This is a genomic window from Serratia sp. LACPHL-BACT-2024-00286 (assembly GCF_043109535.1).
GTDB classification, from domain to species: Bacteria; Pseudomonadota; Gammaproteobacteria; order Enterobacterales; family Enterobacteriaceae; genus Serratia; species Serratia sarumanii.
The window spans coordinates 1144551-1164911 of record NZ_JBICNA010000001.1 but is presented as its reverse complement, the minus strand read 5'-3'; the positions used below and the strand labels follow the sequence as shown (position 1 = coordinate 1164911).

At 61.7% G+C, this 20361-nt stretch carries 19 protein-coding genes and 1 pseudogene; 8 read left to right on the top strand and 12 right to left on the bottom strand.

The window, feature by feature from the left end; genetic code table 11:
* Positions 1–77: 77 nt before the first annotated feature.
* From hutG to hutC, 3 genes are all read right to left on the bottom strand, one after another.
* Positions 78–881, bottom strand: coding sequence for an N-formylglutamate deformylase (gene hutG / locus ACF8MC_RS05485; RefSeq protein ID WP_033646348.1), 804 nt, complete (start codon positions 879–881; stop codon positions 78–80).
* Positions 878–2101, bottom strand: coding sequence for an imidazolonepropionase (gene hutI, locus ACF8MC_RS05480; protein WP_033646347.1), 1224 nt, complete (start codon positions 2099–2101; stop codon positions 878–880). Before hutI ends, hutG begins: the two co-directional genes overlap by 4 nt.
* Before the next feature lie 157 nt (positions 2102–2258).
* The gene (gene hutC / locus ACF8MC_RS05475; RefSeq protein WP_033646346.1) at positions 2259–3014 is read right to left on the bottom strand and encodes a histidine utilization repressor; all 756 of its coding nucleotides are present in this window, start codon (positions 3012–3014) and stop codon (positions 2259–2261) included.
* A gap of 180 nt (positions 3015–3194) precedes the next feature.
* Between hutC and ACF8MC_RS05470 the strand changes: the two genes are divergently transcribed.
* The 3 genes from ACF8MC_RS05470 to ACF8MC_RS05460 all read left to right on the top strand — a co-directional run bounded on the left by ACF8MC_RS05470 (position 3195) and on the right by ACF8MC_RS05460 (position 6196).
* Positions 3195–4565 carry a formimidoylglutamate deiminase gene (locus ACF8MC_RS05470; protein ID WP_164105098.1) on the top strand — a complete coding sequence of 457 codons (1371 nt, stop codon included), beginning with the start codon at positions 3195–3197 and terminating at the stop codon, positions 4563–4565.
* Complete coding sequence (locus tag ACF8MC_RS05465) at positions 4565–5125, top strand: HutD family protein (protein WP_060427698.1); 561 nt, start codon at positions 4565–4567, stop codon at positions 5123–5125. The genes ACF8MC_RS05470 and ACF8MC_RS05465 overlap by 1 nt, the downstream gene beginning before the upstream one ends.
* 69 nt (positions 5126–5194) lie before the next feature.
* Positions 5195–6196: a LacI family DNA-binding transcriptional regulator gene (locus ACF8MC_RS05460; RefSeq protein WP_164105099.1), complete on the top strand. Its 1002-nt coding sequence runs from the start codon at positions 5195–5197 to the stop codon at positions 6194–6196.
* Positions 6197–6237: 41 nt separating this feature from the next.
* On the opposite strand, the gene ACF8MC_RS05455 is transcribed toward ACF8MC_RS05460, so the two are convergent.
* From ACF8MC_RS05455 to pckA, 4 genes are all read right to left on the bottom strand, one after another.
* Positions 6238–7680 (bottom strand): glycoside hydrolase family 32 protein, encoded by a 1443-nt coding sequence (locus tag ACF8MC_RS05455; protein WP_041034809.1) that lies wholly within the window; start codon positions 7678–7680, stop codon positions 6238–6240.
* The gene (locus ACF8MC_RS05450; protein ID WP_049211479.1) at positions 7677–8936 is read right to left on the bottom strand and encodes an MFS transporter; all 1260 of its coding nucleotides are present in this window, start codon (positions 8934–8936) and stop codon (positions 7677–7679) included. Before ACF8MC_RS05450 ends, ACF8MC_RS05455 begins: the two co-directional genes overlap by 4 nt.
* A gap of 169 nt (positions 8937–9105) precedes the next feature.
* On the bottom strand, positions 9106–10410 hold the full coding sequence (locus ACF8MC_RS05445; RefSeq protein ID WP_049233856.1) for an MFS transporter: 1305 nt from the start codon (positions 10408–10410) through the stop codon (positions 9106–9108).
* Positions 10411–10617: 207 nt separating this feature from the next.
* Positions 10618–12237, bottom strand: a complete 1620-nt coding sequence (gene pckA / locus ACF8MC_RS05440; RefSeq protein WP_060420771.1) for a phosphoenolpyruvate carboxykinase (ATP) — start codon at positions 12235–12237, stop codon at positions 10618–10620.
* A gap of 432 nt (positions 12238–12669) precedes the next feature.
* Here pckA and ACF8MC_RS05435 point away from each other — a divergent pair, with 432 nt between their 5' ends.
* Together ACF8MC_RS05435 and ACF8MC_RS05430 are read left to right on the top strand one after the other, a co-directional pair.
* On the top strand, positions 12670–14013 hold the full coding sequence (locus tag ACF8MC_RS05435; RefSeq protein ID WP_033638272.1) for a 2-hydroxycarboxylate transporter family protein: 1344 nt from the start codon (positions 12670–12672) through the stop codon (positions 14011–14013).
* A 47-nt stretch (positions 14014–14060) separates the two neighbouring features.
* Positions 14061–14270 (top strand): annotated as a pseudogene (locus ACF8MC_RS05430) (M10 family metallopeptidase C-terminal domain-containing protein); the annotation flags it as partial.
* Positions 14271–14546: 276 nt separating this feature from the next.
* Here ACF8MC_RS05430 and ACF8MC_RS05425 read toward each other — a convergent pair.
* Entirely contained in the window at positions 14547–14756 is a 210-nt protein-coding gene (locus ACF8MC_RS05425) for a hypothetical protein (protein WP_004931526.1), read from the bottom strand.
* Between the two features lie 157 nt (positions 14757–14913).
* Between ACF8MC_RS05425 and ACF8MC_RS05420 the strand changes: the two genes are divergently transcribed.
* Positions 14914–15066, top strand: a complete 153-nt coding sequence (locus ACF8MC_RS05420) for a hypothetical protein (RefSeq protein ID WP_164070495.1) — start codon at positions 14914–14916, stop codon at positions 15064–15066.
* Between the two features lie 38 nt (positions 15067–15104).
* On the opposite strand, the gene yniD is transcribed toward ACF8MC_RS05420, so the two are convergent.
* Positions 15105–15197, bottom strand: a complete 93-nt coding sequence (gene yniD / locus ACF8MC_RS05415) for a small membrane protein YniD (protein ID WP_223307179.1) — start codon at positions 15195–15197, stop codon at positions 15105–15107.
* Positions 15198–15535: 338 nt separating this feature from the next.
* Between yniD and ACF8MC_RS05410 the strand changes: the two genes are divergently transcribed.
* Together ACF8MC_RS05410 and ACF8MC_RS05405 are read left to right on the top strand one after the other, a co-directional pair.
* Positions 15536–15928 (top strand): ASCH domain-containing protein, encoded by a 393-nt coding sequence (locus tag ACF8MC_RS05410; RefSeq protein ID WP_033638276.1) that lies wholly within the window; start codon positions 15536–15538, stop codon positions 15926–15928.
* Positions 15929–15932: 4 nt separating this feature from the next.
* Positions 15933–16532 (top strand): hypothetical protein, encoded by a 600-nt coding sequence (locus tag ACF8MC_RS05405; RefSeq protein WP_164105100.1) that lies wholly within the window; start codon positions 15933–15935, stop codon positions 16530–16532.
* A 55-nt stretch (positions 16533–16587) separates the two neighbouring features.
* Here ACF8MC_RS05405 and ACF8MC_RS05400 read toward each other — a convergent pair whose 3' ends face one another.
* The 3 genes from ACF8MC_RS05400 to ACF8MC_RS05390 form a co-directional block, all read right to left on the bottom strand.
* Positions 16588–16827, bottom strand: coding sequence for a DUF1480 family protein (locus ACF8MC_RS05400; RefSeq protein WP_004931517.1), 240 nt, complete (start codon positions 16825–16827; stop codon positions 16588–16590).
* Between the two features lie 135 nt (positions 16828–16962).
* Positions 16963–17898: a spore coat protein U domain-containing protein gene (locus tag ACF8MC_RS05395; protein WP_049234232.1), complete on the bottom strand. Its 936-nt coding sequence runs from the start codon at positions 17896–17898 to the stop codon at positions 16963–16965.
* Positions 17899–17918: 20 nt separating this feature from the next.
* The gene (locus tag ACF8MC_RS05390) at positions 17919–20339 is read right to left on the bottom strand and encodes a fimbria/pilus outer membrane usher protein (protein WP_204350884.1); all 2421 of its coding nucleotides are present in this window, start codon (positions 20337–20339) and stop codon (positions 17919–17921) included.
* Between the last annotated feature and the right edge of the window lie 22 nt (positions 20340–20361).

Below are 20361 nucleotides of genomic sequence, written 5' to 3'. Positions count from 1 at the left end.
TGGCGCGCAGAACGCGGCTGACGATGCGGTTAAAGGCAGGGGGAGAGACAGGCGCCCGGCGGCGCCTGCAAAGGGGATCAGTTGAGTCTGGCGGCGCCGTCCAACAGGCCTTCAATCATCTGCTTGAGCAGGCGCTGCAGCGAGGCAGCGCGCTGCGGTTCGAACGCGTAAGGATACTGTTCGGACATGTAGTTCACCTGCGCCAGCTCAAGCTGGATCGCATGCTGTTGCTGCTGCGGCTGGCCGTAGGCGCGGGTGATGTAACCGCCTTTGAAGCGGCCGTTCAGCACGTGGGTGTACTGCTGTTGCTGCTCGCAGCAGGCGACCAGCCGATCGCTCAGCGCCTGGGCGCAGCTTTCGCCGCCGTTGGTGCCGAGATTGAGATCCGGCAGCTTGCCCTCGAACAGCCGCGGGATCACCGAGGCGATGGAGTGCGCGTCGAACAGCAGCGCATAGCCGTGCCGCGCTTTGAGGCGCGCCAGTTCGTCTTGCAGTTGCTGATGATAAGGTTGCCAAATTTGCTGCAGATAGCCGGCGCGCTCTGCGTCCGTCGGCGCTTTGCCCGGCAGGAAGCTTGGGCGGCCGTCGAACAGCACGTCGGGATACAGACCGGTGGTGGCGGTGGTGTACAGCGGCTTGTCGTCCGCCGGGCGGTTCAGATCGATGACGAAGCGCGAATAGTTGCCGACCAGCACGCTGGCGCCCATCGCCCGGGCGAACTCGTACAGCTGTGGTATGTGCCAGTCGGTATCGGGCAGCGGGCGGGCGTCGTCGGTCAGCCCGGCTTCGACCGCCGGCGTCAGTTGCGTGCCGGCGTGCGGGATGCTGATCAGCAGCGGCAGGCTGCCGGTCTGGAAGCTAAAAGGATCGCGAATGGTCATTGACGTACTTCTCCTCGGAAAATCACCGTACAGGGCAGCTGACCGCCCAACCAATAAGCCAGTTCCGCCGGCCGCGACAGCGGCCAGTGAACGAAGTCCGCCACCTTGCCGGTTTCCAGCGTGCCGTGGCTGTGTTGCAGCCCCAGCGCTTTGGCGGCGTGGGTGGTGACGCCCGCCAACGCTTCTTCCGGCGTCAGGCGGAACAGCGTGCAGGCCATGTTGATCATCAGGCGCAGCGACAGCGCCGGCGAGGTGCCGGGGTTGGCGTCGCTGGCGATCGCCATCGCCACCTGGTGCTTGCGGAACAGCTCCACCGGCGGGCACTGGGTTTCGCGCAGCAGGTAATAGGCGCCGGGCAGCAGCACCGCCACGGTGCCGGCATCGCCCATGGCGCGGGCATCTTGTTCGGTGGCGTATTCGAGATGGTCGGCGGATAGCGCGTGATGGCGTGCCGCCAGCGTGCTGCCGCCGAGGGCGGAGAGCTGCTCGGCGTGCAGCTTGACCGGCAAACCGGCGGCTTCGGCGGCGGCGAAGACCCGCTCCACCTGCGCCGGCGAGAACGCCAGATGTTCGCAGAAGGCGTCAACCGCATCTGCCAGGCCGGCTGCCGCCGCCTGCGGGATGATGGTGTCGCAGACCAGATTGATGTAGTCGTCGGCGCGGTTGGCGTATTCCGGCGGCAGCGCATGGGCCGCCAGACAGGTGGTTTTCACCTCGACCGGCAACAGCTCGCCCAACTTGCGCGCCACCCGCAGCATCTTCAGTTCGCTTTCCGGGCTGAGGCCGTAACCGGATTTGATCTCCACGCAGGTGACGCCTTCCGCCAGCAGCGGCCGCAGGCGGAACAGCGCCTGCTCCAGCAGCAGCGCTTCGTCGGCCGCGCGGGTGGCTTTCACCGTGGAAATGATGCCGCCGCCCTGCGCGGCGATCTCGGCGTAGCTCACGCCGTTCAGCCGCTGTTCGAACTCGCCGCTGCGATTGCCGCCGAACACCAGGTGCGTGTGGCAGTCAACAAAACCGGGGGTGATGATTCCGCCGTCGAATTTCACCGTTTCGTCCGCGATCAGGCCGGACGGCAGCGCCGCATGTTCGCCAATCCAGACGATCTTGCCGTCGCGCACGGCGATCGCGCCGTCGGTCAGGGTGTGATACTTGCCGTCGCGCATGGTGACGATATCGGCGCCGTGCCACAGGCTGTCACAGTGAATCTCAGACGTCATTGCTTTCCTCCGCCGGAGCCGCAGCTCCCACATGGTTGTATATACAATTAAAAACAACCTAACGCATTCATCGGGATGTCACAAGAGGCGGGCGAAATTTTGTTATCAGGATGTGATCGATAGCGGAGATGCGGGCGCAGGGCGCGCCCGCCGGGGATCAGACTTCGCTGGTGAAGCGGCCGAACAGTTGATAACGGCTGCCGGGGTACAGCAGCCGGGCCGAGGTCACCACGGTTTTGCCGGACCAGGTGCGGCGATGGATCAGCAGGCCGGGTTCGTGGTCCTCCAGCTGCAGCAGCTCGCGCTCGCGCCGGGTGGGGATCACCGCTTCGACGATGTGTTCGCCGGCGGTCAGCGGCGCGGCCTGCGTCAGGTAGGTGTAAGGCGTAACGCGATCGAAATCCTGCTTCAGGTAGTCCGGCGCCACCAGCGGGTTGACGCAGCGGTCTTCCACCTGCACCGGCACGTCGTTTTCGTAATGCACGATCTGCGAGTAGAACAGCCGTTGGCCGGGTTGAATGCCCAGCGCCGTCGCTTCTTCCTCGCTGGCCGCACGGGCCTTCAGCTCGAGGATTTTGCTGCTGTGGCGATGACCGCGCGCGGCGATCTCATCGGCGATGTTGTGCACTTCCAGCAGCGCGGTATGCGCCTTGGCTTCGGCGACGAAGGTGCCGACGCCCTGCATGCGGATCAAAAAGCCTTCGCTGGTCAGCTCGCGCAGCGCGCGGTTGATGGTCATGCGGCTGACGCCCAGTTCCGCCACCAGTTCACTTTCGGAGGGCACGCGCTGGTGCGGTTGCCAATGCCCCGCACGGATTTGATTCACGATCGCCTGTTTGACCCGTTGGTAGATCGGGGCGGGGGCATCGCTCATTGCAGCCGCCAGTTGTAACACGGTCTGTTGTTCAGCCACGACGTTAACCTCGTCAAATAAAAAAATAATAACACCAGTTTACTGTTGATGTCGGCGTATGTATATGTATATACAACTAGTGGCCGTCGCGCCAGAAACTTGCCGGCGGCCGCCAAAAATTCCCGAAGGCGCGCCATCGCCGCGCCTCATTCGCCGTTACACCAACAGTGGAATACTGCCATGCCTGCTTATTTTGCCCCACGCGCTTTGCTCCCTGAGGGCTGGGCGCATAACGTCCGGCTGGACGTCGATGCGCAAGGTTATCTGACTCAAGTTACCGCCGACGCTGAGCCGCAAGGCTGCACCCGGCTGCACGGCGACGCGGTGCCGGGCATGCCGAACCTGCACTCCCACGCTTTCCAGCGCGCGATGGCCGGGCTGGCGGAAGTGGCGGGCAACCCGCAGGACAGCTTCTGGACCTGGCGCGATCTGATGTACCGCCTGGTGCAGCGCCTGACGCCGGAGCAGGTGGAGGTAGTCGCCCGTCAACTGTATATCGAAATGCTCAAGGGCGGATACACCCAGGTGGCCGAATTCCATTATCTGCATCACGACGCCGACGGCAAGCCTTACGCCGATCGCGGTGAGATGACCGGCCGCCTCAGCGAGGCCGCGCATCAGGCTGGCATCGGCATGACGATGCTGCCGGTGCTGTACAGCTACGCCGGTTTCGGCGCGCAGCCGGCGCAGCCGGGGCAGAAACGTTTTATCCAGGATACCGAAAGCTATCTGCACCAGCAGCAGGTGATTGCCCGCCAGCTGGTGGATCGTCCGTTGCAGAATCAGGGGTTGTGCTTCCATTCGCTGCGTGCGGTGGAGCTGGGCCAGATGCAGCAGATTTTGGCCGCGTCGGATCGCACTTTGCCGGTGCATATTCACATCGCCGAGCAGCAAAAAGAGGTGAACGACTGCCTGGCGTGGAGCGGGCAGCGCCCGGTGGCCTGGCTGTATGACCAGTTGCCGGTCGATCAGCGTTGGTGCCTGGTGCATGCCACCCATCTGGATCGCGACGAGCTGGAAGCGCTGGCGCGCAGCCGCGCGGTGGCCGGGCTGTGCCTGACCACCGAAGCCAACCTCGGCGACGGCATCTTCCCCGGCGACGCTTACCTGCAGCAGCAGGGGCGCTGGGGCATCGGTTCCGACAGCCACGTTTCGCTCAACGTGGTGGAAGAGCTGCGCTGGTTTGAATACGGCCAGCGGCTGCGCGATCAGCGCCGCAACCGTCTGACGACGCCGGAACAGTCGGCGGTGGGCGATGTGCTGTACCTGCAGGCGCTGCAGGGCGGCGCGCAGGCGTGCGGCGCGCCGATCGGCCGGTTGCAGAGCGGCTATCGCGCCGACTGGCTGGTGCTGGACGGCGACGATCCGTATCTGGCGGCGGCGCCGGACGCCTCGATCCTCAACCGCTGGCTGTTCGCCGGCGGTAAAGAGCAAATTCGCGACGTGTTCGTCGGCGGCCGGCAGGTGATCGAGCAGGGGCGACACGCGCTGCAGCAGCAGAGCGGCGCCGAGTTCCTGCAGGTGCTGAAAACCTTTCAGCAGGAGGCGTAATGAGCCTGACCCGTTTTAACTTCGCCGCGCTGCCGGTCAGCCCGTGGCGCAACGGCGGTGGGGAAACCCGTGAAATCGTCAGCTGGCCGCCGGGCGCGCAGGATTTTGACTGGCGCGCCAGCATCGCCACCATCGCACAGGACGGGCCGTTTTCCGCCTTTGCAGGCATCGACCGCTCGATCACTTTGCTGGAGGGCGACGGCGTGCGGCTGTTCAGCGCCGGGCATATCGACCATCAATTGGCGCGCGTCGGGGAGCCGTTCGCGTTCTCCGGCGACGTGGCGCTGGAAGCGACGCTGCTGGGCGGCGCCAGTCAGGATTTCAACATCATGACGCGCCGCGGCCGGCAGGCGGCCGAGGTGCGGCGCAGCACGGCGCCCGTCACCTTGCCACCCAACCGGGCGGGCGTGCTGTATGTGCTGAATGGGGTCTGGTCGCTGCCGGGGGGCGGCGACCTGCGGGCGCGCGAGGGCGTCTGGTGGACGGCGGCGGCGGGCGGTGAAGTGGCGCCGCTGACGGCCGACGGCGCTCTTCTGTGGGCGAACATCACAGCCTGCTAACGCAGAGTAGAGTCCTGCGCCCGGTTATGGGATTATTCACTTTTCCCCATTAATCATAAAGAAGGGCGCATGGCTTCGCTGAAAGACGTCGCAAAACTTGCCGGAGTCTCGTTGATGACGGTGTCCCGCGCCATCAATGAACCCGGCAAGCTGCGGCCGGAAACCTACCGCCGCGTCAAACAGGCTATCGACCAGTTGGACTACGTGCCGGATCTGTCGGCGCGGCGTATTCGCGGTGACGGAAATCGCGTGCAGACGCTCGGGGTGCTGGCGCTGGACACCGCCACGACCCCGTTCTCGGTGGAAATGATCCTGTCGATCGAGAAAACCGCGCGTGAACGCGGCTGGAACAGCTTCGTCGTCAACCTGTTTGCCGACGACAACGCCGAACAGACCGTCGATCTGCTGCTGGCGCATCGTCCGGATGGGGTGATCTTCACCACGATGGGGCTGCGCGAGGTGACATTGCCGGCCAAACTGCTGGACAAAAAGCTGGTGCTGGCCAACTGCGTCAGCCCGGCGCATTCGATCGCCAGCTACATTCCTGATGACGAGCAAGGGCAGTATGAGGCCACGCGCACGCTGCTCGCCAAAGGCTATCGCGCGCCACTGTGCATTCATTTACCGGCGGATACGCTGGCGGCGGGCCTGCGCCGCCGCGGTCTGGAACGCGCCTGGCGCGAAGCGGGGCGCGATGTTGAACAGCTGCGGCAGTATCATCTCGATCTGAGCGGCGGCGATCAAAGCTATCGCGACTGCGTCGCGCTGCTGGAGCGGCATTTCTCTGCAGGACGGCGCGATTGCGATGTCGTGGTGTGCGGAAACGATCGGATAGCCTTTCTGGTGTATCAGGTATTGCTGGCGCAAGGATGGCGGATACCGCAACAGGTGGCGGTGCTGGGTTACGACAATATGGTCGGCACCGGCGAGCTGTTCCTGCCGGCATTGACGACGGTGCAGCTGCCGCATTACGAGCTGGGCCGCCTTGCGGCGCTGCATGTGATTGAGCAGCGGGAGCAGCGTGAGACGGTGAAAGTGCCTTGCCCGCTATTGGCGCGTGGTTCGTTATAAGCGCACCGGGTGCGTCGCTGCGCGCCCGGTGCTCATTCCCATTATCCCCAGATGCTTGCCAGCCGCCATCCCGTGATGGGCTCGAACTGTGCCCGGCCGCCTTCGGCGAACAGGCTGAGGTGGCGCTCGCCCGCCGTCGGGTAGATGCGGCTGGTCAGGCAGGCCTGGCCCTGATTGACGAAGATCTCCAGCGATGAGCGGTCAATGAAGATCCGTAGTGACAGGGTGTCACCTTCCGGCAGCGGCACGCTGCGGCAGGTGCACAGGGCGGGGTTGTCATGAAAACGTTCCAGCACCAGCCGGTGCGCCTGATTGTCGACGAACAGGCGCGCCGCATTCCCGATGGCCAGCCCGTAACGCTCGGCGTCGTTGTCGGCCGGTCTCAACGTCAGGGTGAGTTCCTGCACGTCGTCCGCCAGCGGCAGATGCTGATTGGTCAGCGTCTGTGCCAAAAAGGTGTGCGATTCTCGGCGCAGCGCCGCCAGTTCACGCGCCGGGTTCATGCGGACGCTGCCGTCGGCAGCCAGCGTCAGCTCGCGCGGCAGGGTGAGGGCGCCGGCCCAACGGTGCACTTTGCTGGGCATCGGGGATTCCCACATATCCATCCAGGCAAACAGCAACCGACGGCCGTCGGCGGCGGTGAAGGTCTGCGGCGCATAGAAATCGTGGCCGGCATCCAGCTCGCAGAAGGGTTGGGTCACCCTGAAGTCGCTGTCCGGCCGCCAGTGGCCGAGCAGATAGCCGCTCTGGAAGCGATTGCGGTAGCGGTAGCCCTGTGCCGCCAGCCCCTGCGGCGAGAACAGCAACAGGTGCTGTTCCCCCAGCGGGAAGAAATCCGGGCATTCCCACATATACCCTTGATGCGCCGCCAGCGCGCCGGCCAGCACCCGATCGAAGCGCCAGGCGCGCAGGTCTGCAGAACGGTACAGGCGCACCTGGCCGAGACCGTTTTCTTTGGCGCCGACCACCAGCCACCATTCGCCGTTCTCGCGCCAGACTTTCGGATCGCGGAAATGCTGAATGCCGTCCGGCGGGGCCAGCACCGGCCCATGTTTAACGAAGCGTATGCCATCTTCGCTGGTGGCCAGACATTGCACTTCCCGCACCTGGCTGTCGTCGCCGGGCTCGCCCAGCCACACGTGGCCGGTGTAAATCAGCGTCAGCACGCCGTTGTCATCCACGGCGCAGCCGGAAAAACAACCGTCTTTGTCATAGGGCGCATCGGGCGCCAGGGCGATGGGCTGGTGCTGCCAGCGGATCAGATCGCGGCTGGTCGCGTGCCCCCAGTGCATGGGCCCCCAGTGTTCGCTGTAGGGGTGATGCTGGAAGAAGGCATGATAGACGCCGTCAATACAGATCAGGCCGTTGGGATCGTTGATCCAGCCGGCGGGCGGCGCGAGATGGAACTGCGGGTAGTATTCGTCTCGGCGCTCTGCGCGCAGGGCCTCGACCGCATGGTCGGCTTGAGCTAAGGCAGTGTTCATTGGATAGACTCGCTTGATTTAATGGCGGATTGAAAGGGGGTTGCGCCGGCGGAACGTTCGCCGCGCAGCAGGAAACAGGAAACAAGCGTCGTGGCGGCGACCGCGCACCCCATCAGCAGATAGGTGTCGGCAAAGCCGATGCGGTCATAACCGTAGCCCGCCAGCGGCGACAGGAAGCTGGCCATCACCTGGGTGATGAACTGAAAGCCCACCAGGTAAAGCGTTGAGGAGAGGCGGCTGTCGAAGCGGCTGGCGATGTATTTGAAGATAGCGATCAGCAGGATCGGCAACTCTACGGCGTGCAGCAGTTTCATGGCGGAGATCATCAATGCGCCGCTGACCAAGCCGGAGCCGAACATGCGCAGCGCCATCACGCCACCGGCCAGCAACAGCCCCTGTTTGGCGCCGATGCGGTTCACCAGCAGCGGCGCCAGGAACATACCGCCGGCTTCGAGGAAGACCTGCAGCGAGTTGAGGAAGCCGTACATCTCGTTGCCCTGTTCGCGTGAAGCGAACTGCGAAGCGAAGTAGACCGAAAATTGCTGATCGAAAACGTTGTACACGCTGATACCGAGCACAAACACCACCAGCGCCCAGAAGCCCGGCATACGCAGCAGCGCCAGCGCATCCTGCAGCCGCAGATTTTCCGGTTTGCCGAACGCCAGGCCTGCCATGGCGTTCGGCTTCAGCTCGCGCACCTGGCTGAGCAGCAACAGGAATACCACGGCGGCGGCGGAGGCCAGCCAGAAATTGATGTTCGGATCGATATTGAAGATAAAACCGGCCAAAAAGGTGGCGCTGGCCCAGCCGAGCGATCCCCACATGCGGGCGCGGCCGAATTCGAAACCGCTGATGCGGCTGACTCGCTCGGTATAAGATTCCAGCGCGCCGATGCCGGCGAAGAAGGTGGCGCCGATAAATACCCCGCCGACCAGCGCGCCGAGCGGCAGGCTGCTGGCCAGCAGCGGGGCGTAAACGTAGATAAAGAACGGGCCGGTCAGCAGCAGCATCACGCCGAGAAACTGCAGCAGGTGCTTGCGCAGCCCAAGTTTGTCCTGAATAAACCCGTACAGCGGCTGGGCGCACAGCGCCACCAACGAGATAGCGGAGAAGATCAGGCCGGTCTCGGCGCCTTTCAGGCCGATCTTCTGATTCAGCCACAGCGAGATCAGCGAAAAGCTGGCAGACCAGGTGAAGAAAAAGAAGAACAGCAGGCCGCTGAGCAGCACGTAATATTTTTTAGTTTCGCGGTTCATGGGTAGGGCCCCGGTGAGTGAAGTTAGCTCTATTGTTAACGTTAACTCGTAAAGGGATGAAGCCAGCAGATGTCACGCATGCGATGTTAATCACAAAAGTTAACGTTAACATTTATGCCTTGTGATCGAGGTCACGGGTTGATAAGGGGGCGATGCGCCCCCCGGAGGATTAACGTTCGTTCAGCGAGCGCAGATGGTCGTCGCGGCGCAGCGTCATCAGCGCAAACAGGCTGACCACCGAGGTGGCGACCACGTAGTAGGCGGGAATGTCGATATTACCGGTCTGTTTGATCAGGCCGGTGATAATCAGCCCGGCCGAACCGGAAAACACCGCATTGGACAGCGAGTAAGCCAGCCCCAAGCCGGTATAGCGCACCCGGGTCGGGAACATCTCCGCCAGCATCGCCGGGCCGGGGCCGGCCAGCAGGCCGACCACTGCGCCGGCGATCATGACCGCCAGCCCTTTGGCCCACAGTGAACTCTGCGCATCCTGCAACAGGTGCAGCAGCGGGAAGGTGAACAGGATCACCGCCGCCACCGCCGTCAGCATCACCGTTTTACGCCCCAGTTTGTCGCTGATGATGCCCGCCGGCAGAATGGTCAGGGCGAAGCCGACGTTGGCCAGCACCGTCGCCACCAGCGCCTGCTGGAAGGTGGCGTGCAATGAGGTTTGCAAATAGGAAGGCATCACCACCAGGAAGGTATAGCCGGCGGCCGACCAGCCCATCATGCGGCCGATGCCGATCAAAATGGTTTTCACCACGCCGCCCAGCTTCGCTTCCGGCGGCGCGGCGGCGTGTTCCGCATGTTGCTGCGCCTGGGTGAACGTGGGCGTTTCCTCGAGCTTTAGCCGCAGCCACAGCGCCACGGCGCCCAGCGGCAGCGCCAGCAGGAACGGAATGCGCCAGCCCCAGTCATGCAGCTGCTGCACGCTGAGCAGCGCGGCCAACAGCGCCACCAGCCCGGCCCCGGCCAGCAGGCCGAGCGCGACGGTCAGCGATTGCCAGGCGCCGAACAGCCCGCGCTTGCCCTTCGGGGCGAACTCGGTCATCAGCGACACGGCGCCGCCGAATTCACCGCCGGCGAACAGCCCCTGAAACATGCGCAGCAGCGTCAGCAGCAGCGGGGCGGCGACGCCGATCGAGGCATAGGTCGGCATGACGCCGATCAGCGCGGTGGCCAGCGTCATCAGCAGCAGAACCGCAATCAGCGTTGGGCGACGGCCGATGCGATCGCCGATGCGGCCGAATATCACCGCGCCGATCGGCCGACAGAAAAACGCCAGCGCGAAGGCGGCGTAGGTGAGGATCAGGCTGGTGATTTCATTTTCACCCTGCAGCGTGAAAAAATTGGCGGCGATAACGGTGGCCAGGAACCCGTACACCCCGAACTCATACCATTCGATAAAGTTGCCGACCGAGCCGGCCAGCAACGCCTGACGCGAGCGGCGCGCGTCGAGAGTCTGTTGATTCATCCCCGTTCCCATACTTTTGAATTATTGTTCGTCAGTTCTAAATTTATACGACAAAACAATCAATTGATTTCAGCGGGAACTGTGAGGCGCTCAGCGCATGCTGTCGATACGCCACCATTCGGGGCAAACATCGGCGAACGCAGTGGATGGCGGAAGAGTGAAAACAAAAAAGGGCCGACGAATCGGCCCTTGAGCGGGGGAATGCCGTTACCGTTTTGGCCCGGCGCTCACCAATTTTTCACCCGCCGGGGTGACGGTATATTTGGCGAAGTTATCGATAAAGCGCTGCGCCAAATCCTGCGCTTTCTCCTGCCACAGCGACTCGTCGGCGTAGGTTTTGCGCGGATCGAGGATCGACGGATCGACGCCCGGCAGCGCGGTCGGCACCTCCAGCCCGAAGATCGGCAGCGTGAACGTCTCGGCCTGCTCAATGTCGCCATTCAGAATGGCGTCGATAATGCCGCGCGTATCCTTGATCGAAATACGTTTGCCGCTGCCGTTCCAGCCGGTGTTGACCAGGTAAGCCTGGGCGCCGGCGGCCTCCATGCGTTTCACCAGCACTTCGGCGTACTGCGTCGGGTGCAGCGTCAGGAACGCGGCGCCGAAGCAGGCGGAGAAGGTTGGCGTCGGCGCGGTGATGCCGCGCTCGGTGCCGGCCAGCTTGGCGGTGAAGCCGGACAGGAAATGGTACTGGGTCTGCTCCGGCGTCAGGCGCGATACCGGCGGCAGTACGCCGAAGGCGTCAGCGGTCAGGAAGATGATCTTGCGCGCATGGCCGGCTTTGGACACCGGTTTGACGATGTTCTCGATGTGATAAATCGGATAGGAAACGCGGGTGTTCTCGGTCTTGCTGGCGTCGTCGAAGTCGATGCTGCCGTCGGCCAGCACGGTGACGTTTTCCAGCAGCGCATCGCGGCGGATCGCCTGATAGATTTCCGGCTCCGCCTGCGGCGACAGCTTGATGGTCTTGGCGTAGCAGCCGCCTTCGAAGTTGAACACGCCGTCGTCGTCCCAGCCGTGCTCGTCATCGCCGATCAGCTGGCGCTTCGGATCGGTGGAGAGGGTGGTTTTGCCTGTGCCGGATAGGCCGAAGAACACCGCCACGTCGCCTTGCTCGCCGACGTTGGCCGAGCAGTGCATCGAGGCGATGCCCTTCAGCGGCAGCAGGTAGTTCATGATCGAGAACAGGCCTTTCTTCATCTCGCCGCCGTACCAGGTGCCGCCGATCAGCTGCATGCGTTCCGTCAGGTTGAAGGCGACGAAGTTCTCCGAATGCAGCCCTTGCTGCTGCCAGTCCGGGTTGGTGCATTTGGCGCCGTTCAGCACCACGAAGTCCGGCTCGAAGTCCGCCAGTTCGGCGTCGCTCGGGCGAATAAACATGTTTTTCACGAAGTGCGCCTGCCAGGCCACCTCGGTGATGAAGCGCACTTTCAGGCGCGTGTCGGCGTTGGCGCCGCAGAACGCGTCCACCACGAACAAACGCTTGCCGGAGAGCTGGTTGCCCACCAGCGTTTTCAGATGCTGCCAGACCTCCGGAGAGAGCGGCTGGTTGTCGTTCTTGCCGGTGCCGTTGTCCGACCACCAGACGGTATCGCGCGTGGTGTCGTCGCGCACGATGTATTTGTCCTTCGGCGAACGGCCGGTGAACTCACCGGTCGCGACGTTGACCGCACCGAGTTGGGTGAGGGTGCCGCGTTCCAGCGGCGGCAGGTCGGCGCGGGTCTCTTCGGCGAACAGCAATTCATAGCTGGGGTTATAGACGATGTCGGCGGCCTGATGGATGCCGTAGCGAGCGAGGGTTTGTGGGGTAACAGCGCGTGAAGACATATTCTACTTCCTTATGAGTCATATTATGCCTCTTTCCCGTGCGGTGCCGCGCGCAGGATTAAGGTTCGGATCAAGCTGACCGGATTCAGCTAATGCGTTTCCGGTTCTTTATTAATAAAACAGGGAGATTTTTCGCCCTCCTATAGCATAGCAGCGAATTTAAGCCTGCTTACTTTAATTACAAAATGCTGACGATAATTAATTAAAATCAACCTTGGCGGAGGGTCACAATATTGAATTTCGCCGGCGTAATTTAGTTTTGCATTTTTATTTTTTATCATATCGTCAGGGCTGTCCACTGTTTTATTTCTTATTAGAAAAAGCGAAATCCACAATAGGATTTTTCGTAATCATTTGTTTTTGCTTGGCTATGGCAGGACTGTTGCGCCAGGTGAATCTAACCGTACTGTACGCTTGTCAGCAGGGTGAATAATGAAACAGATAAATGCAGAACTGGCCTGTGATAAAAATGCGGCATCGTCCGAATCCTCAGGATTAATTAATCAACTTCGTCAAATAGATATCGGTGCGGTACCGATCGCGTTGTTTATCACGATTTGCGCGATCGTGGCGATTTCCGCCTACGCCAACTTCCTGCCGAAGAATATGATCGGCGGCCTGGCGGTGATAATGACGCTGGGCTTTGCGCTGGCGCAGTTGGGAAAAAGCATTCCCGTGCTGCGCGATATCGGTGGGCCGGCCATTCTGTGTTTGATGGTGCCGTCGGTGTTGGTCTATTTCAATGTCTTCCAGCCAAACGTCATGGGCACCGTCCATTTGCTGATGAAAGACGCCAACCTGCTCTATTTCGTCATCGCCAGTCTGGTGGTCGGCAGCATTCTCGGCATGAACCGGGTGATCCTGATTCAGGGGATGATTCGCATGTTTGTGCCCTTGGTGGTCGGTACGGTGACGGCGGTGATCACCGGGCTGCTGGTGGGCAAGCTGTTCGGCTTTACCTTTTATCACACCTTCTTCTTCATCATCGTGCCGATCATCGGCGGCGGCATTGGCGAGGGGATTTTACCGCTGTCGCTGGCCTATTCGGCGATCCTGGGCTCGACGCCGGACGTCTACGTCGCGCAGCTGGCGCCGGCGGCGGTGCTGGGCAACATCTTCGCCATCGTGACCGCCGGGGTGCTGGCGCGCATCGGCATGCAGCGCAAGGCGCTGAGCGGCGACGGCATGCTGATCCGCTCGGCGCAGGAGAACGCGATGTTCGCCATCAAAGAGCAAAGCGGCAACGTCGATTTCCAACTGATGGGCGGCGGGCTGCTGGTGATCTGCGCCTTCTTTATCGTCGGCGGCCTGTTTGAACACATCGTGCATATTCCCGGCCCGGTGCTGATGATCCTGTTCGCGGTGCTGTGCAAATACTGCCGGGTGATCCCGGCCTCGATGGAGACCGGCGCGCACAGTTTCTACAAGTTCGTCTCCACCGCGCTGGTGTGGCCGCTGATGATCGGTCTGGGCATGCTGTACGTGCCGCTGGAAAGCGTGGTGGCGGTGTTCTCGGTCGGTTATGTGGTGGTCTGCGGTTCGGTGGTGCTGTCGATGGGGCTGGTCAGTTTCCTGATTGCGCCTTACCTGAAGATGTTCCCGGTGGAAGCGGCGATCGTCACCTGTTGCCACAGCGGCCTGGGCGGCACCGGTGACGTGGCGATCCTGTCGGCATCGAACCGCATGGGGCTAATGCCGTTCGCCCAAATCGCCACGCGCATCGGCGGCGCTTCCACGGTCATTGGCGCGACGCTGCTGCTCGGTTGGTTAGTCTGAGTCCAGAATTTCTTATGGATAGCCGGGGTTGGATTGCCCCGGTTTTTTATTTCGAGGACAGCCGCACCCACAGCGTGATGAGCTATTTCAGCGAAAGCAACATCGGGCAGGACTTTAAAGGCGCGTACTCATCCGGGCCATTGCTCAACGACATCACGGCGATCCCGCATTTCTACGGCGCCAACATGCACACCCGCATCGGCGATACGATCTACGGTTTCAATTCCAATACCGATCGCGACTTCCTCACCGCCACCGGCGGATTGGATCCGCGACTTCGTGCGCGGTGAAGACAAGATCGATCTGACGCTGTTCAACACCGGCAGCGATTTCCTGGTGAAAGTGGTGGGGCAGCCGCTGGATGCGGGTGATTTCGTGTTGGCGTAATGCAGGCAACAAAAATAGGGCATTTTGGGCAAAAACCCGACAATTCCTATTAATTCCGTCATATTAGCGTGACATAGTAGCGCGCAGAAGGCCGGGCTTGCATACCTCGGGCTTCTGTCGGATCGCCAACCTTTTCGGTTGGCGATTCATTTTCCGCCTTTCAGCATATTGATGGCGGCGCCGAGCAGGATGCGCCGTTCGATATCGTTGCTGTCCGCCAGCTGCCGCGCCAGATGTTTTTCCAGCGTTTCCACCGACAGCGCTTCGCCGCGATGGCGCAGCTGCATCACGCCGTCGCCGATCAGGCGTGCGACCTCATCCCATACGGGTTTAATCTCCTGTTCCGAGAACGTCATGGCCTACCTCGGTTGGTTGATTTTTGCCCAATGTAGCAGCTGAACTGCGGCTTCGCTACCGGCTGCCTAAAACAGGAAGCATAAAAAACAAGCCATCAGTATTTCTTCTGGTTTTTACGCTCAATACTTGCGGTGTCGAAAAGCAGGAGAAAACATCATGAACTGGGTCGAAACCTTAGCGGAGTACTACCGCCTGAGCCGCACGGGTGAAACGCAGCATTGGCTGTGTCGCCGCTGGTTGCCGCAGGGAGAGGCGCGCTTGGCCTATTTGCGGGAGTTGCTGGAGCCGACCGCGCCGCGGCGGCGGTGAGCAGGGCGCCGGCGTTTGGCCGGCGTCGTTTCGCGGGATTAACCGAAGGCTATCGCCGCCCAACGCAACAGCAGCAACGCCAGGCAGATCAGCAGCAGCACCACCACCATTTTACTGAGCTTGGCGCCCATGCGTTTTGTTGCCACGTTGTTTCCCCTTTAGCTGAAATACCATCCACCGGCGAGGATGATGAGGAAAAGCGTCACTAACGCGACGCCGTTGAGTAAATCGCTGAAGGTATCGTCAGCATCGATGTCATTTTGCCGCATGTTGCCGCCTGGCGGTCGCCATTGGGTGAATAATGTTCACAGTATGCGCCCGACAGCGCGACAGGCACAGCGAAGAACGGTAAAAACGCGTAAAGGCGGCGGTGGCGGAACGCGCAGTCGCGCTTGCGACGGATGCAGACGGCCGGCAATACGTTGTACTATCCTGTCTGCATTGATGCATTTTTCCTAAAGGTATAATCATGGCGACGGCAATTCCACAGAAATACGAGCACCTTGAGCGCTGGGCGTTCGGCGATACCGAGCAGCAGGCCGATGAAGTGGTGCAATTGATCCTCAATGGCACCAAAACGGCCACCTGTTCCAACCTCGACGGCGAGGGGATCCCGCAGGCCGGCGATCGGTTCCTGGTGGTGGACGGCAAGGGTGAGCCGGTCTGCGCGGTCGAGCTGACCGCGGTGGAAATGAAAACTTACGATCAGGTCGATGAAGCGCACGCCTTTGCCGAAGGCGAGGGCGATCGCTCGCTGGCGCACTGGCGCAAAGAGCTGCAGCGCTTCTTCGAAGAGTACGATCTGTTCTCGCCGGACATGACGCTGGTGCTGATGAATTTCAAAGTCGTCGACAAATTCTAATCTTATGCGCGCCGTTCCTTACGAGTGCCAGTGGGCCAGCCCGGAGCTGGCCGCCGATCTGATCGCCGGCCGCGCGACGCTGGCGCAAGACGAAAATTGGGCGCGCAGCGGCGCCCGCGATCGAGCGGAGTACGTCGAGTGGGCCAATCACGTGTGCGGCATGGCCTGTCTGAAAATGGTGCTGGGCCACCGCGACGGCGAAGCGCCGCCGCTGCTGGAGCTGGCGCGGCGCAGCCTGCCTTACGGCGCCTATGTGCGCGAAGGGGAGCGGATAAAGGGGCTGATTTACGCGCCGTTCGTCGAGTTCGTACGCGAGCAGTTCGCGCTGCAAGCGGAGGTGAAGGTGGGGCTGGAGGCCGCTGACGTGCCGGCGCTGCTTCAAGAATGCCGCTACTTTATCGCCTCGGTACACCCTTCCATTCGCCGGCCGGAGAGCATTCCGCCGCAGCGGGGCGGGCATCTGGTGCTGATCACCGCCGCCGATGCGCAAAGCGTGACCTTCCACAATCCTTCGGGCGACAGCCCGGCGACGCGCGAGCGGGTGCACCTGCCGCTCAGCCGCTTCACCCCTTTCTTTGCCGGCCGCGGCATCGCCATCACATAAAAAAACGCGCTGTTTCCGATGAAAACAGCGCGTCGTCAGCAGTGCTGATGCATTTTCATGCCAGCCGCATCACCCAGGCGTCCGCCTGCCGATCGTAGTGCTGCTTGTACAGCAGTGACTGTTTGCCGTCGAGGATCGCCGGAATGCTGGTGTGTTCATCCCAGCCGTCCAGCTGCATGCACAGATCCGGATCGGACTTGCAGGGAATGCTCAGGGTGCCGGCGCGGTCGGCGCCGGCGTGAAGATGCGCGTCATCGACCTCGAAGCTGCCAATTTTTACGACGGTTTTGCTCATGGGAACTCCTTGCTCAATGGTGTGGTAGGAGGTTAGACCAGTTCGGCCATCGGTAACAGCATAGCCAAGTGAGCAAAAAATGCCACATAAAAATTACATTTTGGAAACAATTTCCACGACGGCAAAGCACCGCGCCTAGTATTCCACCACAAAACTGAGATTGTCTTGATAGCTGCCGACCGCCACTTCCGTCTGCGCCGCATTGACCGCCGCCTTATACGGGATGCTTTGCGCCAGCCCGGTGCCGGCGCCGCTCTGTTTGTTGGTGCTATCCCAAACGGTCGTCGTATTGGGCAAGTAAATCTGATACTGCATGAAATTGCTGGTGCCGCTTTTCATACGCCGCCAACCGGAGACCGGGTTATTGCCGTTGGTGAAATAGGTGTTGTATCCCTCGGTTTTGGTGCAGGTCAGGGTGATGCTCTGATTGACAGGATTGAACTGCCCGACCAATGCCATGCTGCCGAAGTTGACGTTGGGCGCGGTGCCGATCAGGCAGTCTTTGGTGATGGCGACGCTGACGCTGACCGTGCTGGCCTTGTTGACGCCGTCCCACCAAACGCACAGGCCGAGCACGCCGAGGCCGCAGATATGGTAGTTCCAGATCAGGTTGATGGTGTCGGTATAGGTGCCCGAACGCACGTTGGCGCCGGCGGTGGTTTTGATATACAGCGGAAAGTTGACGTTGGAGGAGATCAGGATCAGCGACAATAGATTCAGTGAACTGTAGTCAATGGTCTGCCCGATGCTGTAGGGATATTGATAGTTGGCGTCGGGATAGATCAGGTAGGCGATTTTATCGCCGGAACCGTCGGTGTTGGCGACCGCCATGCCGTTGGTGGTCGACGCAACCTTGACCGTGACGGTGTTCTGCGACAGCAGCGATAGCCCGAGGCCGGTGCAGTTGAGGCCGGCGGTGCCCTGGGCGTTGATCTGCCCGTTGTAGACCACGAAAGAGCTGCTTCCCGGTAAGGTGACGGTGCCGTTGGTGGTGGCGCAATCGGCGAATGCGCGCTGACAGAACAGCAGCGAGAGGGTTAACAATAAGAAGGCTTTCAATCCCCGAAACATAGTGACTCTCCGTCGTTGAATTAGCGGCAGACAACCGGGCCGACGCGCTGGATGCCCTTAGGCTTCGCCAGGCTGAATTCCGCCTGACACGGCGGGCCGCCGTCGGCCGGGATCACGCTCAGCCGATTGTGTTGTTGCACCGGGTCGATATAGGTCATGCCATCCCAACCGACATAGCTTTGCTGATTGCCGCCAACCACCGCCACCTGGCTGCCGTTGGCCAACGGTTTGCCTTGCTCGTCAACCAGTTCGACGTCGGCGGCGGAGATGGGTTGGATGGGGAACTCAACCAGAAAACCGCTGTGATCGCGAATGGCGACGGTTTTCTCCACCGTCGGCAGCGCGACGTCGGCGGGCAGGCTGAGCGGATCAATCTGGAATTTCGCATGGTAGTAAGAGGTGACGGTCGGCACCAGTAAATAGCCCTGGGCGTCGGTCTTGCCGATCGGTTGGTTCTCATAGCTCACCGGAATGTCGGCGTATCCTTGCGTGGACACCAGCGCAAAGGCATCGTTGATGGTGTTGGTGGCGTACACGCCGCCGTTCATCGCCACCAGCGAACCGCTGATTTCTCCCCAGTGGTTGGTTTCATCGCGGGTGCCGTATACGCCCGCTCGGGCTTCGAGTCTGCGGGTGCGCCAGGTCAGATCGGCCTGGCGGTAATCGCCGCCGCTCGGGTTATTGGCGTAGGCCAGATTCCAGCCGAAACCGCCATTGGTCGGCGCGGCGCGGCTGTAGCTGACGCGTTCGCTCCAGCGGTTGTTGTTGTCGCGCGCGGCGCTGAAGCTGGCCGTGCCCCAGCTGTCGAACGGAATGGAGAGCTGCAGCTGGGCGCTGTAACCGCTGCTGCCGATTTCCCGGTTCAGCGAGGCGTACAGGCTGCTGTTGCGCCAAAGCGATACGCTGTAGGACAGGTTCACCAGGCGGGTTCGCTGAGCGATGGCGTCGCGGACGTCAAAATAACCGGCGCCGAGGCTGCCGAGCCGGCCCAGGCTGACGCTGCCGGTCAACTGATCGGTGCGACGGCTCAGGCGGTAGTCGCTTTTATACACGGAAATGTCGCCAAAATCGGCGCTGCGCAGGATGCGTTGGGCGTTGAGGCTGAAACGTTGGTTGCTGTAGGTGTAACCAAAGCTGCTCTGATCGCCGTGGTTGCCGGTGTAGCGATAGACGGGCTGGGGATCCGGCTGTTGCAACGGCCTGCCGGTCAGCGGATCGTAATAGGTGGGGGATTGTATCGCCCGTCCGCCGTTAAACGCTTCATCGCCGGCCTGGCTGACGCTGTAGGACGCGTTGAGAACCCCCCATTGCCCGACGCGAAGGTCGGCGCCGGCGCCGCCAACCGCCAACTCGGCTGCGCCTTCGGCGCGTCCCTCCAGGGTTAACCAATCAGTGACGCCGTAACGTAAGCTGGCGCTGCCGACCCATTGCCCGTAATCGGCAGAACTCAACCCGTAGTTGCGCCGCAGCAAACCGGTGGAAATGCTGAAATCGCTCATGCCGGTCTGCAGCAGGTTGCTGGCCACGTAGAACGGCACCGTGGTGCTGACCTGGCGGCCGAGGGCGTCGGTGGTGACGACGGTGGCCTGACCCGCGCCGTTAATGTAGGGCACGCTGTTGAGGGTGAACGGCCCGGGATTGATGTCGGTGGTGCTGTTTTTATAGCTGTTGATGTATAAATCGACGCTGCTGGGCAATGCCGCCTGGCCGGAAAACTGCGGCAGCGGGTAGGTGATAAGATCCGGGCGCACCGCGAAATTGCGCGCCAATTGCAAGCCGCCGATGCGCACGGCGCTGCTCCAGGGGAGCGAGCCGGTGGTAAGGTCACCGGCGATCACATTCAGCATCCGCTGGTCGTCGTTGAAACGCCAGTAGCTGTCGTATCGAATATAGCGCCCGCCATCGTCGTTCGGCCCGCCGTTAAACCCGCTGCGGTAGATGCCGGTGTTGGCGATGACGCCGAACCCGTCGAACAGCCGCTGTTCGCTCCACGCCGACAGGTAGCCCGGCCGGCCATTGCCGTTGCTTTGGTTGGCATAGATATCGTAGTTGAACAGCAAACCCAGACTGCTTTGCGCCGGCAAGCGCTGCAACGGTGAATGGGCGCCGATGGTTTGCTGCGGCAACCAGTCGTTGGGCACGTTGATCAGCAACTGCTGGCTCTCGCCGCTGTAGCTGACATCCACCTTCTCCAGCCGATCGACGGCGATCTCTTTCGCCTGCTTATCCGCTACCGGCAGCCCGGCGTCGAGCAGTTGCTGGGGCGTCATGTAGTAATGGCCGCCGCGGTAGTTGACCGGCACGACGTTGCCGGTTTGGCGCCCGTTGACGACCGGCTCCAGATACAGCGTGGTGTCCGGCATGCTGACGGCGCTGGGCGGCGGCGGCAGATCGTCGCCGAGCGCAAACGGCAGCCAGCCGCCGGCCGCCATGCTCAGCATGGCAAACGCCAGCGGCTTAAGG